Annotated in this window: 15 protein-coding genes and 1 pseudogene; 5 read left to right on the top strand and 11 right to left on the bottom strand. The window is 34.7% G+C overall.

The features are described from left to right. From HMPREF9010_RS26320 to HMPREF9010_RS17490, 7 genes and pseudogenes are all read right to left on the bottom strand, one after another. Positions 1-319 (bottom strand): annotated as a pseudogene (locus HMPREF9010_RS26320) (hypothetical protein); the annotation flags it as partial. 88 nt (positions 320-407) lie between these two features. After that, a complete protein-coding gene (locus HMPREF9010_RS25290; RefSeq protein ID WP_008647945.1) occupies positions 408-887 on the bottom strand; it encodes a hypothetical protein in 480 nt (159 codons plus the stop codon). A gap of 89 nt (positions 888-976) precedes the next feature. After that, positions 977-1,468 (bottom strand): hypothetical protein, encoded by a 492-nt coding sequence (locus HMPREF9010_RS25295; protein WP_008647946.1) that lies wholly within the window; start codon positions 1,466-1,468, stop codon positions 977-979. An 89-nt stretch (positions 1,469-1,557) separates the two neighbouring features. Next, entirely contained in the window at positions 1,558-2,055 is a 498-nt protein-coding gene (locus HMPREF9010_RS17500; RefSeq protein ID WP_157453723.1) for a hypothetical protein, read from the bottom strand. Positions 2,056-2,080: 25 nt separating this feature from the next. After that, on the bottom strand, positions 2,081-3,253 hold the full coding sequence (locus HMPREF9010_RS17495; RefSeq protein ID WP_008647948.1) for a hypothetical protein: 1,173 nt from the start codon (positions 3,251-3,253) through the stop codon (positions 2,081-2,083). Between the two features lie 7 nt (positions 3,254-3,260). Next, positions 3,261-4,196 carry a hypothetical protein gene (locus HMPREF9010_RS24985; RefSeq protein WP_008647949.1) on the bottom strand — a complete coding sequence of 312 codons (936 nt, stop codon included), beginning with the start codon at positions 4,194-4,196 and terminating at the stop codon, positions 3,261-3,263. Continuing rightward, positions 4,189-6,036 (bottom strand): glycosyltransferase family A protein, encoded by a 1,848-nt coding sequence (locus HMPREF9010_RS17490; protein WP_008647950.1) that lies wholly within the window; start codon positions 6,034-6,036, stop codon positions 4,189-4,191. Before HMPREF9010_RS17490 ends, HMPREF9010_RS24985 begins: the two co-directional genes overlap by 8 nt. A 239-nt stretch (positions 6,037-6,275) precedes the next feature. Between HMPREF9010_RS17490 and HMPREF9010_RS24990 the strand changes: the two genes are divergently transcribed. The 5 genes from HMPREF9010_RS24990 (at position 6,276) to HMPREF9010_RS17470 (ending at position 12,000) form a co-directional block, all read left to right on the top strand. Continuing rightward, positions 6,276-6,848 carry a hypothetical protein gene (locus tag HMPREF9010_RS24990; protein ID WP_157453724.1) on the top strand — a complete coding sequence of 191 codons (573 nt, stop codon included), beginning with the start codon at positions 6,276-6,278 and terminating at the stop codon, positions 6,846-6,848. Between the two features lie 143 nt (positions 6,849-6,991). Further along, positions 6,992-7,591 carry an HlyD family efflux transporter periplasmic adaptor subunit gene (locus HMPREF9010_RS24995; protein WP_050428258.1) on the top strand — a complete coding sequence of 200 codons (600 nt, stop codon included), beginning with the start codon at positions 6,992-6,994 and terminating at the stop codon, positions 7,589-7,591. A gap of 22 nt (positions 7,592-7,613) precedes the next feature. Further along, entirely contained in the window at positions 7,614-9,791 is a 2,178-nt protein-coding gene (locus HMPREF9010_RS17480; RefSeq protein WP_008647951.1) for a peptidase domain-containing ABC transporter, read from the top strand. 34 nt (positions 9,792-9,825) lie between these two features. Further along, positions 9,826-11,301 carry a TolC family protein gene (locus tag HMPREF9010_RS17475; RefSeq protein ID WP_008647953.1) on the top strand — a complete coding sequence of 492 codons (1,476 nt, stop codon included), beginning with the start codon at positions 9,826-9,828 and terminating at the stop codon, positions 11,299-11,301. Positions 11,302-11,337: 36 nt separating this feature from the next. Beyond that, positions 11,338-12,000 carry a sulfotransferase family 2 domain-containing protein gene (locus tag HMPREF9010_RS17470; protein WP_008647955.1) on the top strand — a complete coding sequence of 221 codons (663 nt, stop codon included), beginning with the start codon at positions 11,338-11,340 and terminating at the stop codon, positions 11,998-12,000. 54 nt (positions 12,001-12,054) lie between these two features. Here HMPREF9010_RS17470 and HMPREF9010_RS17465 read toward each other — a convergent pair whose 3' ends face one another. The 4 genes from HMPREF9010_RS17465 to xylA all read right to left on the bottom strand — a co-directional run bounded on the left by HMPREF9010_RS17465 (position 12,055) and on the right by xylA (position 17,519). Continuing rightward, positions 12,055-13,179: an alpha/beta hydrolase family protein gene (locus HMPREF9010_RS17465; protein WP_008647957.1), complete on the bottom strand. Its 1,125-nt coding sequence runs from the start codon at positions 13,177-13,179 to the stop codon at positions 12,055-12,057. A gap of 26 nt (positions 13,180-13,205) precedes the next feature. Further along, a complete protein-coding gene (locus HMPREF9010_RS17460; RefSeq protein WP_008647959.1) occupies positions 13,206-13,535 on the bottom strand; it encodes a hypothetical protein in 330 nt (109 codons plus the stop codon). Positions 13,536-14,609: 1,074 nt separating this feature from the next. Then, positions 14,610-16,064 carry a D-xylose transporter XylE gene (gene xylE / locus HMPREF9010_RS17455; RefSeq protein ID WP_004316410.1) on the bottom strand — a complete coding sequence of 485 codons (1,455 nt, stop codon included), beginning with the start codon at positions 16,062-16,064 and terminating at the stop codon, positions 14,610-14,612. Positions 16,065-16,202: 138 nt separating this feature from the next. Next, on the bottom strand, positions 16,203-17,519 hold the full coding sequence (xylA, locus tag HMPREF9010_RS17450) for a xylose isomerase (protein WP_004295876.1): 1,317 nt from the start codon (positions 17,517-17,519) through the stop codon (positions 16,203-16,205). Positions 17,520-17,542: the final 23 nt, after the last annotated feature.

A 17,542-nucleotide genomic window follows, 5' to 3' on the forward strand; every position in this document is an offset into this window, starting at 1 on the left:
CAGAAGAAAGTCCATCTACTGTTTCATAATTTTCTCCATTACCATATGAATCTGATTCACAATAAAGAGTATCATTAAAATAAGCCATTACTTTATTACCATGACGTGGATATGTCTGTTTCTCCTTAGGTCCCCAAACAGTAACACCATTCCATGTTTTCATTGGTATCCAGCTAGAATCTAACAATACGATTCCTAGACTATCTCTAACTGAGTTATATTCAACACCATAACATGCAGGATAGATTGCCTTAGGTGTACGACGTAAACAACTAGAAAACAGTGATAATAACAAAAAGAAACAAACCAGATTTTTCATATTCAATCAATCATAATAGTTTCAGCCCACTGCCATTTCTCACTTATAGTACCTCCTAAGCTAATGCCTTCTCCCGCCCACACAGAAATCATTTTTCAATTCCCCACGCTTTAATTATTGAATCCGCTTGTGCTTTACTTATATTAGTACTACCAGGAGAATTATTAAATAGACAATACCATCCCACTGTATCAGCATTAAAGGCCATTCCTCCTAACGGACCAGAACAAGCTGGACGATAAAAATATGCAATCTCTAAATAAACTCTATTGTATCCATCCACTGTTTCGTATTTTTCACCATTGCTATACGAATCTATTTCACAATAAAGAGTACCATTATTATAATTTACTTGTTTGGCAGTATGATATGGATAGGGCTGCTTTTCTGTAGCACCATCCCATGTATCAAATGCCACCCAGCTAGAATCCAATAATACTATTCCTAAACTATCTCTTACTAGATTATGTTCAACGCCATAACATGCAGGATAGATTGTCTTAGGTGCACGACGTAAACAACTAGAAAATAATGATAATAACAAGAAAAAATAAATTATACGTTTCATATTCAATTAATTGTAATAGTTTCAGACCATTTCCATTTCTCTGTTATAGTACCTCCTAGTTCAATTCCTTCACCTCGGTTACAAAGAAATCAATCTTTAATCCCCCATGCTTTAATGATAGAGTCTGCTTGAGCTTTAGATACACTTTGTCCTCCATGCGAATCATAAAATCGACAAACCCATCCTATAGTATCTGCATTGAAAGCAATTCCACCTAATGGACCGGAGCGAGCCGAACGATAAAAATACACAACCTGTAAACGTACTTTATTATATCCATCTACTGTTTCAAATTCTTCTCCATTACAATATGAATCTCTTTCACAATAAAGAGTATCATTATTATAATTCACTTGTTTAACAGTGTGAGATGGATAGGATTGCTTTTCTTTAGGTCCCCAAGCTGTAGCACCATCCCACGTATCCGGTACCCAACTAGAATCCAGTAATACTAGTCCCAAACTATCTCTTACTGGATTATGTTCAACACCATAACAGGCAGGATAGATTGTCTTGGGTGCACGATGTAAACAGCCAGAAAATAATGATAATAACAAGAAAAAATAAATTATACGTTTCATATTCAATCAATTAAAATAGTTTCAGACCACTGCCATTTCTCACTTATAGTACCTCCCAATCCAATACCTTCATCCCGCTCATACAGAAATCATTTTTCAATTCCCCACACCTTAATGATTGAGTCCGCTTGTTGCTTTGAAATGAATTCAGTTTGCACACTTTCATGTCCGTCATCACGTGTATAACGAAAATCCCACCCCAAAATATCATTTTCTTTTCGATGAAAGATATTCTTTTCATCATATCTACTAGAGCGATAATAAAACATAATAGCAAGCCGTTCAGATGTTAATATCCCAGTATTTACATTTTCATACACATCCATCTCCATCGAAAGAATATTATCAAAATAGCAAACTTGCTTCATTATATACTGTACTTTAGTCTTATCAATACTAGGATTTATCCATCTTGTATAATATGGTTCCGTATGTCCTATTCTCCATCCTGAATCCAACAAATTAATACCTAATGTTTCACGTGTAAAATTAAAGTCAACTCCATAACATACCGGTGATTCTCTAAACAGACATCCCTGCAATAAAAGGGATTGAACAAAAAGCAAACAAATACAAGTCTTTCTCATTACACCTTAATATTACAACAATGAATTAGTTAATTGAAACCACTTCAGACCATTGCCATTCTTCACTTATAGTACCTCCCAATCCAATACCTTCACCTCGATTACTATCAGGAATTATAGCATCATGAATTCCATCACCATTGTGGTCTACGCGTAAACGCGTAGCAGACTCCCAGCCTGTTGTATTTGAAACCGTATACTGCAAGCTATAAGTTCCATTATGATTATTTATAATTTCAACAACTGTATTATAAGAACCTAGAAAAGAAGTTGCCGTATTCATATTTGTCACTCCATCAATAAATTCATTAACATCATATCTCCAAGAATGATGTACATCTGAAAAATCTCCTCCATTTATTTGTTCCATAACTTTATCACGTGCTTGTTGGACTCCTTCCTGAGTCTGAAGGTCTTTTGTTGTTAAAGCATCATCTGTAAATATGAATTTCCCACTTTGAGGATTTATATTTGATGTTTCCAACTCAAACATCCAAATATTAAACAAATCCTCCCAATCCATCTTATCAGGATCATCTTCTACTATTGGCTTTACATAATCTCCCAATTCACTCATATACGATCTCACAGTATCTATAGAACCAGGATGTTGCTGCATGAAAGAGCTCATTTTTTCATAAAGCTCATGTGCTGTTTCTGCTGACCCTGCAATAAGACTTGAAAGAGACTTCTTCAGATAACTTTTTAAGTCATCTAAAAAAGAGGTAGTACTATCTACTACATCACCTCCACCTCCTCCGCCACCTGAAAAATGATAACCATAGGAACCCTGATAACTATAATGATTGGAATAGCCATTATGCCCCCAATTATTATTATGATTCGAATTATAATTAGTATGATTATAATAGCTATTATGACCTGGATACCCATCTGTATTACCACCACCATTGTGCCAGCCACCACCAGGCCAAAATGGAACACTACCACCACCATTATGACCAGATGGATAATAACCACCTGAATAATTATAACTATTCGGATATATAGTAACTTCCGGTGTTACCCATCCCATGCCATATACCCAACCACCATGCCATTGACCGCTATTAATTAAATAACCAAACTCTTGTGGTGTATAAGAACGACCACCTATTAAGGTCTTTTGATATTCTTTATCTATAACTGAAGTATCATCTTGCAGTTCAGACAAACTAAATCTACCAACTTTTTTCATTCTATTTTTATTTTATTATTAAATTCAGTCCCAAAACAGAAAACTGGCTATTGATATCATCCAAATCAAACGAATAGTCCAGCATTTTTTGATCAACATATTTTTCTATAGCCTCTATAGAATATTCCAAAGAAGTTATGTCATATACAAAGCACCACCACAAACCATTATTCCATTCCTCTATGTTAAAATCATCCATATTTATTCCGGATAATAATGAACGCAAGCGAGACTGGTCATCAATACTAATTTCTTTTGGAACTAAAGGTAGAATGTACTTCAACAATAGGATATCAGAAAATTGATAATATCTCTTTTCTAGTGCATTGACAGAAAGGCGCAACAAATCTTTTTGTAATTGCAATACATTTTCTTTATCAATATTATATTTCATCAATTGATTATAAACTAAAAACATGGAATTCAAAAGTGAAAGCTTTGGCTCAAACTTTTTCCTTATTATTATTTTCCACATAAAAGAGATACCCGTATCTATAATATTCGTAATCCACTTCTCCTTCTGCTCTACACTGCATAATGGCAGACGTGAAAGTAAATATGCACCGGAAGAGAAAACAGGAATTGTAGATGTCGTTTCCTTAAATAAAACGTCTTCAGAACTATCCAATAACTTTCTGTCTAAATCCTGCAAAATATTATCAATATTACCCTCTATAAAATGATTCCGTAATAGATAACTCAACCCAATGCCTATGCTTGCACTCCCATCAATCATACTAAATGAAATTCCCGGCTTAAATTGAGTATATATTCTATCTATCAATGTATCTGCCATCTTTTCATATACAGAGTTACCGGAATATCTGGCATACTCGTATAGAAAAATAGTAAGTCCCATTCTACCTTTAAACAAACCTATTTCTGTTGTATTATCTAAATTGGCAATTACTGTATTTGCGATTTTCCGTAATAACTCATTCATATTTCTTTTTATTTATAGCTTTTCTAAATAATGAAATTAACTCTGGCACATAATAATCAAAACAGAATTTCTTTCTATTCGCAAGAACATTATTTCTTAGAATTTCTATCGCATCTGTATTCTTCAACTTATTTGATAAATCATAAAAGTCACTGAAAAACAAACCTATATCCAGCTTTCTCAAATATTCTTCAGCTGCTACTATATTTCCGGAATTATCAATTTGTATAATGGGTAAACCTGCCGAGGCATAAGTACTGATTCTTGCAGGCATATTCAAATCATCCCAAGTTGCTTTTAACAAATCCCCTCCATTACTACTACGCACGCAATGCATCCAGCCTGCATCATATTGAGAAAGTTCTTTTGTCCAGTTGGCAGGAGAACAGTGTGAATGAAGATGGAAATAATTCGGATATTTTATTTGAAAACATTTTAGTTGTTTAGCTCGCGAAGCATGATAATTCTCGGTATAGAGATGAATATGAATCTTATTATCTGCTAGAATTTTCAGTTCTCTATCAGAAATACCAATCATTCTCCCTGTAACGACCGTGTGTACCTCTCCATCCTTGGCAGACAATTTCGAAGAAAAATTATCTTTAAAATATTCTTCTTTGGGTAAATCCCCATCCATCACAAATGATAGTCCCATCGTAGGAATAAACTGTTCAAACCATTGTTTCACAACATCATTCAAGAATATTTTTACAGTAGAATGTACATATAAGTAAATCAATTTATTCCAATTTCCTCCACGCAAAGAAACAAAAGGACCTTCTTTAAAATGCCAGACAAAAGGTATATCCGGGAAAGCTCTTAAAACCTTATATGCCCATGAAACAGCCTCCCAATTTAATAGAGCATAAATTACATCCGGTTGTACTCTTTCTATTTCTTCCTGCCAGTTATTATTAGACAAGTCTTCTATATGTCCAAAAGGTAAATGCCCTACAGTAGCAAAGCTACAATTAGGATGAGGAATCCATAATCCATATAATTTATGTCCAGCCTGTTCTAATGCAAAAATTCGTTCGGGATTATAGGCTAATTCTCCTACAATTAATATCTTTAATGAATCTTGGGCTACAGGAACCAGCTCTCTAAAATTACTATATAATTCTTCTTCGTCAAGATATTTTTCCTTTGCAATTCTAAGCTTTACTGGAGACTGAATCTTATAGAAACTTCTAGCCTTATTCAGACCTCCACTATACTTCTCACTTATAATAGAGTGACGTTGAAATGGATGGGAAGTCCAAAAACAAGAAATTTTGTCAGTTCTTACAAATGCTCCGTAAGGTGTAAGCTTTCTCCAATACATAGCAAATAAATCATCACTAAGCCATTCATTACGTTCAACCCAGCGTTCCTTTACCTTTTTATGTGCTGTTTGAACAAGTTGCATTGCAAAGCCTCTGCGAGTGCCACTACTTTCTGTATCATGAGCACCAAATAAAGTGTCCCTTACATCATATCGTACACCTGTATATACAAGTTCTACGTCATCATCACCATCAAAAGACGATTTAATAGTTTCTAAGTGATTCTCGAAATAATAATCATCAGAAGGCAAATAAGCTATTAAATCGTACTTAGCAATTTCGAGTCCCTGATTCAAAGCATAGCCTAATCCTTGGTTAGTCTCATTTTTTATATATACGACTCTTTCATCAACTAAAAAATCAGAAATAAATATTTCCGTCTCATCTGTGCAACCATCATTAATTATAATCAGTTCCCAATTCGGATAAGTCTGTTTGTGCAGGCTAAGAATTGCTCGCCTAATAAAAGATGCCTGATTGTAGGTAGGCATTATTACCGAAAAGAATGTATTCATAATATATTGTGTGTTTTAGTACTCGCAAAGGTCACTTAAAGTTGCTGGAAATAAGGAAAATATATATCCAAAAAAGGACAAAATCAGCCCATTATGATATAAATATGCCCGAAAAGAGCAGTGCAAAAAAAAATAATGAACTTATGAGCAGTATTTTTCCTTTATTGAACAATACTTTTCCCTTTTTCATATCGAAATACTCTTCCTTTGTAACAGTCAAATACAAGACTGTATTTATAATGGAAACACACGAAGAAAAAAAAGAAGAAGCTATACAACGTAGCGAAGAAGTACAAACAATAATAGATAGAATGCCTACGAGAGGAGCAACTTACGCAATAGGGCTTACATCATTATTAGTTACTATAATTATCTCATTAGGATTTATTATAAAGTATCCGGACACTGTAGATGGACAGATTTCCATCACAGCTCATTTAGCACCAATTAAGCTGGTTGCCAATGCTTCCGGCAAATTACATCTTATATGTAAAGATAGAAATTCTATCAATGAAGGACAGATAATAGCTTACATAGAAAATGAGGCAAATTATAGGGATGTTTTATTACTAGATTCTCTATTAATGATTCATAATAATAACCTTGAAGACTTTCCTTCTGTGCCTGAATTGATTTTAGGAAGCATTAGCTCTGCTTTCAATTCTTTCAGTATTGCCCATTCGCAATATTACCGGGCATTGCATTCCGATATTTACAAAATAATGTGTAATAGCCTCCAACAACAAAATATGATTAATGCTGACATTATAAAAAATTTAGATAAAGAACTTCTTTTAAAAGAGAAAAACTAAAAATTGAAGGGGAACTACTAAATAGAGACAGTACATTAAATCAAGTAAAAGCTATTAGCACACAAGAGTATAATCGTCAACAAGGTTCCTACTATGACCTGCAAAGTGTATACAAAGAGCTACAGAGCAGTAGACTATCCCATATGGCTCAAATAAGAAGAAACGAACAACAAATACAACAGTATATATTAGAAGAACAAGAAAAACTGGAAAAATTAAAAGAAGACTTATCTGCCTGTAAATTTCAATTAACAAATATAATATATACCTGGAAAAAGCAATATCTTCAAATAAGCCCATTAGATGGACAATTAGAATACTTAGGATTTTGGAGAGAAAATTACTTCGTACAAAATAGACAAGAAATCTTTTCCATACTTCCCAATCAAAATGAGATCGTAGGGGAAGTAATTGTACCCTCATTCGGCATTGGTAAAGTAAAAATAGGACAAACAGCCAATATAAAGGTCAGTAATTATCCATATATGGAGTATGGATTAATTAAAGGAAAAGTCAGTTCTATATCACGTATATCCAATAAAATAGAACAATCATCCACTGACGCCACTAAAGAAGGCAATGTTTATCGGGTTCTCATTTCCTTTCCTGATGGTTTGAAAACAAACTTCGATCAAACTCTTGATCTTGATTTTGAGTCACATGGGACAGTCGAAATTATAACAAGGCCCAAACGGCTTATAGAAAGACTTTTTGATAATCTAAGAGCTAATATTGAACAATAATCATTCTAAATAATACTATATAATGATATTACACAGATTTCCCGTCGATTATCAGATGGACTCACAAGATTGCGGCCCGGCTTGCTTAAAAATCATAGCCAAATATTTCGGACGATTCTATTCATTACAATACCTAAGAGACAGATGTGGTATTACTAAACAAGGGGTTTCACTGGAGAATCTTAGCACCGGTGCCGAAAGTCTCGGATTACGCACATTAGCCATTAAATGTACATTAGATGATATCATCAATAAAATCCCTTTTCCTGCTATCCTCTTTTGGAGAGATTCACATTTCATTGTAGTTTATCATGCCAATAAAAAATACATTTGGGTTTCTGACCCTGCCAAAGGACGTATCAAATATACACATGAGGACTTCAAAGCCGGATGGTATAAAAAAGGAGAAACTCTAGGCGTTCTTTTAGCAATAGAACCCACAATTGATTTCAAGAGGAGCAAAGTTGAAAAAGAAATAGAGAAAAATAGTTTTATTAGTATCCTACGTTACTTCATCCCATACAAAAACAGCTTCGCAACTATATTTTTCATTATGCTCGTAGTTACCCTTTTACAAGGGATGTTACCTTTCATATCCAAAGCAGTTATAGATGTAGGTATCAAGTCGTCAGATATAAATTTCATAAATATGGTATTAATTGGAAATATTAGTATACTTGTAAGTATTACCATATTTAATGTCATACGTGATTGGATTCTGATGCATATCACTTCACGAGTGAACATTGCCCTGATATCCGATTATTTAATAAAGCTCATGAAACTTCCGGTTACATTTTTCGAGAATAAACTTTTAGGAGATATTTTGCAACGAGCACGAGACCATGAACGTATTCGGAATTTCATAATGAATAATTCACTATCTTTGATATTCTCGATTCTGACATTTATCATATTCGGAATTATATTGTTAACCTACAATCCGATTATCTTTTATATATTCTTAGGAGGTTCTATTCTATACGTCGCTTGGGTATTATTATTTCTTCGTATCAGAAAAAGACTGGATTGGGAATATTTCGAACTAGTATCTCAAGATCAAAGCTATTGGGTTGAAACGGTGTCTGCCATCCAAGACATCAAAATTTATAATTACGAAAGATACCGGAGATGGAAATGGGAAGAGATACAAGCCCGACTTTACAAAGTGAACAAGAGAGTCTTAAATATCACCAATATGCAGAAACTGGGAGCACAGTTTATTGCGAATATAAAAAACATGGCAATTGTATTTTTTTGTGCAAGCGCAGTAATTAAGGGTGATATTACATTCGGCATAATGATATCCACACAATTCATTATTGGTATGTTGAATGGTCCGTTAACTCAATTCATAAGTTTCATTGTTTCTGCCCAATATGCCAAAATCAGTTTTTTACGTATGAATGAAATAAAACAACTAAAAGATGAAGAAGAGTTACTTTCAATAGGAACTACTTCTATTTTACCAGAAAAAAGGGATATTACATTATCAAATATCATTTTTCAATATAGTCCAAACTCACCGGTAGTACTAAAAAATATTTTTCTAACTATCCCACAGAACAAGATTACAGCCATTGTCGGAGGAAGTGGAAGTGGCAAATCAACTCTACTTAAATTGTTAGTCAGACTCTATAAGCCAACCGCTGGGGAAATCAAAATGGGAAATATGAATATAGCAAGTATCAATCTACATACTTGGCGTAACATGTGTGGAGTAGTTATGCAAGACGGAAAATTGTTTAATGACACCATTTTAGCCAATATAGTGTTGGATGACGAGCATATTGATTATGAACGTTTACACAAAGTGTGTAGAATGGCTCAAATTGCAAAAGAAATAAATGGTATGCCCAAAGGATACGAAACTATGATAGGCGAAAGAGGAAGAGGAATAAGCGGAGGACAAAAGCAACGGTTACTAATAGCACGTGCTTTATATAAAGAACCTGATTTCTTATTTTTAGATGAAGCTACCAACTCATTAGACGTCATTAATGAAAAAAAAATTGTAGAAGCTCTGAATGCTGCATTTAAAGATAGGACTGTTATTGTTGTAGCGCACAGACTTAGTACAATACGAAATGCAGATCAAATAATAGTGCTACACCAAGGAAGAATAGCTGAAATAGGTAATCATGAAAATCTGATGACAAAAAAAGGAGAATATTTTAAGTTGGTTTCTTCACAGTCATAATAATAGAACTCATTCAAACTAAAAATACACTTATATGATTCGCAAATGGATAACATTGCTGATAACATGTGTTCCAATATTATTACATGGACAAACCTATCAAATATCATTGGAGCAAGTGCTGAATGAATGGTGTCTATCCTCACCATCCGCTCATAAAGTCGAATTATCTTACAAAAACACCATACTAAGATTTGAAAACTACAAGAAAGGATTTTTGCCATCTCTCTCATTCTCGTTGAGTCCTATAAACTTTAACCGTTCACAAAAACTCATGCAAAACTCAACAAATGGAAACTATTCTTATGTAGAAGATTACTCAAATAGTAGCAATACAGGAGTGACTATCCAGCAAAAAGTTGGTATTACAGGAGGTGAATTTAGTATTAGTTCGAGATTAAATTATCTCCGCGAATTCTCCGGAAACAAAGAACGTTTCGGTACAACCCCACTTATTATTAACTACTCTCAATCTTTTATTGGAGGTCTTCACAATTACAAGAAACAGCGCAATATAGAGTATGCACAATATAATAACTCATTAAAACAATATTGTTCAGAAATAGCAGATATCCAGACACAAGCAGTAAATTTGTTCATGAATTTATTTTCAAGCAAGCTCGCAACAGATTTATCACATAAAAATCTCCTTATCTCGGATTCACTACTTATTATCAGCAAAGCCCTACTTGACAATGGGCATTTCACAGAATACGAATACCATCAAATGGAATTACAGCAGCTCAATAATAAGTATACATTTGAAAATTCTTCTAAGAATTTTCAAAAAGCATTGAGAAAACTCACTGCTTTTTTAGGCAAACCTGAATGGGTTAATCAAAATATTGAAGTTTTGACTCCACTGTTTAATCTCCCTATTAAAATAGATGAAAGACTTGCGTCATTATACGCTCACCGAAACAGCCCATTTGCTTTAGCACAAGAACAAAAAAGATTAAAAGCAGAACAAACATTGTTTACAGCAAAGCTAGATAATCGTTTTAATGGAAATATTAATATAAGTTATGGATTAAATCAGCATGCCGACCATTTCATAGATGCTTACAGAAAAGCAGACCATACACAAAATATTATGATAGGAGTCCAAATTCCAATCTTCCAATGGGGAATCAATCGGAATAAGATTCAAATAGCCAAAAATAACTATCAAAACAGTATAATAGAAATTGAACAAGCAGAAGTTGAATTTGATAATAATATAAAAGATATGGTAGAGAGCTATAATTACAATATAAATTTGTGGTTTGTTGCAACGAAAAGCTACCAACTCTCACAAGAGCAGTTTATACTTTTAAGTCACAAGTTTAATTCCGGAAAAGTTTCTGCTTACGAACTGGCATCGGCTCAACAAGAACAATACAATGCCATGCAAAAATATTATAATTCTATACAGAATGTTTGGAATACCTTTTGTATTCTACGAAAGACTACTTTATATGATTTTATTAAACAGATAGAACTTAAAGAGTTGTTCTTTCAAACATACTGATAACTATTTTTATTAAAACTACAAACTTAAAAAATCATGAGACTTACTTCTGTTAACTACTCAACCCCTTACTTAGGGAACTTTTTTTGTGAAATAGATAACTATAATCTTGCATTTGTCGCAATTTCTAAAAATGCAATCACCTATTTACAAAGTATAGCTATTTATGCTAAAACCGGCTATATTATGCATAGTGAAGACAGAACACACGATTGGTTCGGTGGCTGTCCACAAAGCGGTTTCTTGTCTCCTTATGATACTTACAAACAAACACGAGGCAAAGAAGTTATCAAGTTCGCAGTTTGGAGAGATCCAGTAGAGCGCCTAGTATCATGCTACAAATACTTTTGTTTAGAGAAATGGTATCGACATTATTTCCATTTCTTAGACTTATATAGAGAACCCACTTTTGATCATTTTATGATGTTCGTCAGATTTGAATTAGACAAGAAATGCATTATTCTTCAAGATGAACATATACGTAGACAATCTGATTTTTACTCCCCAGACGATGTTGACTTTATTGTACCAATAAAAAAACTGGATACATTTCTGCAGAAATACAATGTCCCTATACAATATGGACTCAAAAACTCAACACATGTTGACTTTAAGCTAGATAACGAAGAATATATTAATGAGATCCGTGAACTATATAGGGCTGATTATGAGATACTAAATTCAACAAAATACATCTAATATCTTGTACCACATTAACTGCCACGAATAATATTCTAAGTAGTTAATGTGGTATTAATAAAATTTCGTTTGGTTTATCCATTTCGCAACATATTCAAATACCTCTAACTCATATTTAGGATTCGGTTCACTAGGTTTATGATGTGATAATCGCTTTATAAAGAACGGAATCTTACGCTTTACTTTAAAAAAGTCATGGTCCACACTGTCAACTGCCATTATTTCACAACTTTCTTTTTGGTACTTTTTAATAATACTTTCTAAACCCATCAAATTTTTCGCATAATCTAAATTGCCATCCATTTTCCCATAAATAACTAAAATCGGACAAGATAGCTTTGAATAATATAGTTCCGGATTATATTTAATAAATGATACAATCCGAGGTCTTGTATACCATTGAGTTATCAATTGACAATATTCCTCTAACGATTGTCTCCCAAACATTCGTTCCTTGTCTTTAATTGAAGTATAATATTTCTGGGCCTTTTTTCTTATTTGTGTAGACATTGAATCCAAAGAACTACATTCATTTACAATATATGGATATTCTTTCAAAGCAAATAACATATTTTGTTTTACATCATCTGGTATTTTGTCATTCAGATTTAGTGGCATACTCGTTTGGTCATAAACGATATCTGCTCCCATCATCCCAAGCGCAGATAAACAAACAATAAAACGAATCTCCTTATTTCTAGATGCTTCAATAGATACTACAGCAGTTCCTTCACTATGGCCCAACAAACCAATATCACTATTTTTAAAACGTACATCCTTTCTTATAGCCTGCACAGCTTTACACACATCATCAGCCTGATCAAACATAGTAATAGTCTCTTCTTTCGAAGAATATGATTTATCCATATATGCTCTATTATCAAAACGAAGGGTCACAATTCCATTCTTACTTAGCACATCAGCTATAGTAGAAAATAGACCATAGTAATCATGTGGTATAGGCAAAGGAGGAGCTACGAGTACAACAACACTTGTAGATGAACTCAAGTTTTTAGGAACAGTAAGTATTCCTTTTAAAACACTCTTGCCTTGCGCATCAAAAAACGAAAAGTCTTCTGATACATAAAGCAAAGAATCAGAAACAATATCCAAAGGTAATTTGGCGTACAAACATTGAGCACTCCAAAAGCAAAATAATAATAATAATAAAACTTTCATCTTTAAATAATAACAAATTTCAGGAATTACGGAAGGAAATTCAGAAACTTATTGATTCCAAACAGTTTAGTAATAATATCCTTGATCATATAATACATGTTCCCCTCTTTGAGTAGCATCTTGCTCATACCAATATGTCGAATTGTAACCCAATCTGAACTAACGCTGATTCCCGGAAACCATACAAATTTACCATTATCACCACAAAATAAGGTACCACCTTCTACTTCATACAGATATCCTCCATAAATTCTCCATGTATTGTTTCCACCTAAATATTCGTGTTGTTCTGCTTTTGTTAAAGTATCCATTCTTCCTTCTAATTCGCTCAATCTAAGTCTTCCTACTTTTTTCATAATAAATATATTTAAAGTTTACAATTGTGTTTCATATAAATAACGGCAATTTACAAAAAAAATAGATATCCAATTAAATATAAACAAAATAATTAATTTTAATCGGATGTTGTTACATAACAATACGTGTTTTATAAAAGACCGGCTAAAGCAGCTAATTATGATTATATCGAACTGACGTTAAAAATAGGTCGTTTTTATACGGAAATAACCAAAAATACTATCGCTGACAATAACTCGTCAGTATGCAGCTTTTATCTCTTTCTCTTGCTTATATTATTTTTTCAATTGCCTAACGAGTTATCGTTTGACAGTTGTTGAACGAACGCTTGACAGATGTTGAACTATCGCTTAACAATTGTCAAACGAAAACTCCTTAGGCAATGAAATAACTATTAATAGGTAAACGATTGCTTAAAAATAACTAATAAAATCATTAGTGGTAATTGATTCCAAACTATACAGTTATAAATTTATTCCATATCATTATATCTTAGACATGATAAGAATATCATTGAAATATATTTCAACATATACATTCCTACGATAGAAGCGTCAAAAATAAAAGAGACGAACAATTTTCTTAATTTAAGTCTAGGACTTTATCAGTCGATTCGTTTCTCGGTGAGAAACACTTCGTTTCTCCGTGTCGAACAGGTTGTTTCTCGGTGAGAAACGGGTCGTTGGTTTTAAAGGAAGAATTCGAATAGTAATCACCTGGTTAACAGAGTTTTACAAAACAGGGTTATCTATCAGGAATACATAAGAGTTTTATTGACATTTTTTGGCAACACCGTTTATTTCTATTGCACCTATTACTATAACAATATTTACATTAGAACTAAAATACGGAATTTATAAAAGAATCCGTATCATTCCTTTCCATACGGTTACGAACCTATTCTTAGGAGATAGAGTTCCCCTGAACCAAATTCCCTGATTTACAACTGTTCCCCAAAGCTTCAAATAAAAACAATTATGACACCATACCATTTGGTACGATGTCATAATCTTAGTAGAACCATGCCAAGAAACCGAAGTCATAATGGCATGATGAAATTACACTAACCTAATTTATTTATTTTTCTTCCAAAGTTTGCTCATATCTTCCAGTGTCTTACCTTTCGTTTCGGGTACCCAACGCCAAACAAAGATAGCAGCAGCCACACAGATTATGCCATATAAACTATATGCAAACATCGGGCTGAAGTCGTACAGTGCCGGGAAAGTAGAAGATACAATGTAATTGAATATCCATTGGAATGCTACGGCGATTGCTACCGCTTTACCACGGATCGTGTTCGGGAATATTTCCGAGATCAACACCCAGCAAATCGGTCCCCAAGACATCATAAAGAATGCTGCATACACAATCACTGAAAGTACCGGAAGAACACCCTTTATTGCCATGCTATCACACATTGCTACCGCAAATGCACCTACAGCCATACCAATAGAACCGATTATCAATAGTGGTTTACGTCCGAAGCGGTCTACTGTGAAGATTGCAACCAAGGTAAAGACAATGTTTACAATACCCATAATAACTGTCTGCATCATGCCACCTCCTTCTGCACCTGCATTTTCGAAAATACGAGGAGCATAATAAAGTACCGCATTAATACCGATAGCCTGTTGGAATACAGAAAGCAAAATACCGATCACAATTACTGCCACTCCATAAGTAAAGATTTTCTCTGTCTTTTCATGAGCAGTAGCTTTAATATCATTAAGAATTTCCTGTGCTTTTGTCTTACCATTGATCTTTTCAAGGATCGAATAAGCCTTTTCATCCTGCTGTATCAATACAAGATAACGAGGAGTCTTGGGAACAAAGAACAACAACAGACCGAAGAAAGCTGCAGGGAAAGCTTCCGAACCGAACATGTAACGCCATCCTTCATAAACAGTCCACATATCAGATTCAGCACTAACAGACAATACACCTGCTGCATCTTTCAAAATAATAGGATTTTGATGGTCGCCCATAATCAGGAAATTCACGAAGTATACTACCAACATACCGAAGATGATAGCAAACTGGTTACACGATACAAGCGTTCCACGAATATTAGAAGGAGCTATTTCAGCAATATACATCGGACAGACTGCAGAAGCCAGTCCAACACCGATACCGCCCAAAACACGATACAAATTAAAAGCAATCAGCAAATCCATGTTCGGCTTTCCGTATTCGAAAAACAAGACTTCCGGATAATAGGAACCTAATGCTGAAAGGAAAAAGAGTACGGCAGCAAGCCTTAGAGAATTACGACGTCCCAAACGGGAAGCAAATATACCGGAGATCGCACCACCCAGTACACAGCCAATCAATGCACTGGAAGATGTGATTCCATGCATTACTTTATTGTATTGAAAATCAGAGGCCGAAAGGAAAAAAGCCTCCAAGCCTTTCTCCGCACCGGAAATAACTGCTGTATCGTATCCGAAAAGCAGTCCTCCCAAAATGGCGACAGAGGTTATCGAATATAGGTAGAGTTTACTACCCTCGTTCGTTGTATTAATCATGGTTATAAGTAGATAAAGTAGTGTTGTAGTAGTTGGATTTATATCACCACAGATTTCACAGATTAACACAGATAAAATTCAAAATAAGAGAGAAGAAAATCAATCTGTGATAATCCGTGTAATCTGTGGTGGGGTTAATTAGCAATACATATTCAGAATTGCTTCATAAAGTTCTTGTTTACCGCTAGTCTGCTTCGGTTCACCGTTTGCTTTTGCATAAGCAACTACATCTTCCAAAGTCAACTTGCCATCTTCAAACTCCTTACCTTTACCGCCATCAAATGAAGCGTAACGGTCAGCCAACATTTTCTTATAGGGAGATTCGTTCAGCAGAGCAGCTGCGCTTTCCAATGCACGAGCCATAGCGTCCATACCTGCGATGTGAGCGATGAAGATATCTTCCAGGTCAGTAGAGTTACGACGAGTCTTAGCGTCGAAGTTTGTTCCACCGTTACCCAAACCGCCGTTGCGGATAATTTGCATCATAGCTTGTGTCAGTTCGTAGTTGTCAATCGGGAATTGGTCTGTATCCCAACCATTCTGATAATCACCACGGTTAGCATCGATAGAACCCAACATGCCGTTGTCTACTGCTACTGCCAATTCGTGTTCGAAAGTGTGACCAGCCAAAGTTGCGTGGTTTACTTCAATGTTCACTTTGAAATCTTTATCCAAGCCATGAGCTTTCAGAAATCCGATTACTGTTTCTGTATCTACATCATACTGATGTTTTGTCGGTTCCATCGGTTTCGGTTCGATCAGGAAAGTACCTTTGAAACCACGGGCACGAGCATAATCACGAGCGATGGTCAGCATTTTTGCCAAGTGTTCTTTTTCACGTTTCTGATCTGTATTCAGAAGAGACATATAGCCTTCACGGCCACCCCAGAATACATAGTTCTGACCACCCAGTTCGATAGTTGCATCGATTGCATTCTTGATCTGAACAGCAGCACGAGCTACTACGTCAAAATCAGGGTTAGTAGCAGCACCGTTCATATAACGTGCATGGCCAAATACGTTGGCAGTACCCCACAACAGTTTGATGCCTGTTTCAGCTTGTTTCTGTTTTGCGTATGCTACGATTGCTTTCAAGTTAGCTTCGTATTCTTCGATGCTTGCACCTTCAGAAACCAAGTCTACATCGTGGAAACAGTAGTATTCGATACCCATTTTCTGCATGAATTCGAAACCTGCGTCCATTTTATCTTTTGCAGCTTGTATAGCGTCAGCATTACTATTCCAAGGGAATTGTTTTGTTCCGCCACCGAATTGGTCGCCACCTTCAGCACACAAAGTATGCCACCATGCCATAGCAAATCTCAACCAATCTTTCATCTTCTTACCGTTGATAACCTTTTCAGCATCGTAGTAACGGAATGCCATCGGATTTTTACTATCTTTACCTTCGAACTTAATCTTTTCAATTCCCGGGAAAAATTCTTTTGTTGCCATAATTCTTTTATTTTTAAAATGGT

The sequence above is a fragment of the Bacteroides sp. 3_1_23 genome (assembly GCF_000162555.1).
In the GTDB taxonomy this organism is placed as follows: domain Bacteria; phylum Bacteroidota; class Bacteroidia; order Bacteroidales; family Bacteroidaceae; genus Bacteroides; species Bacteroides ovatus.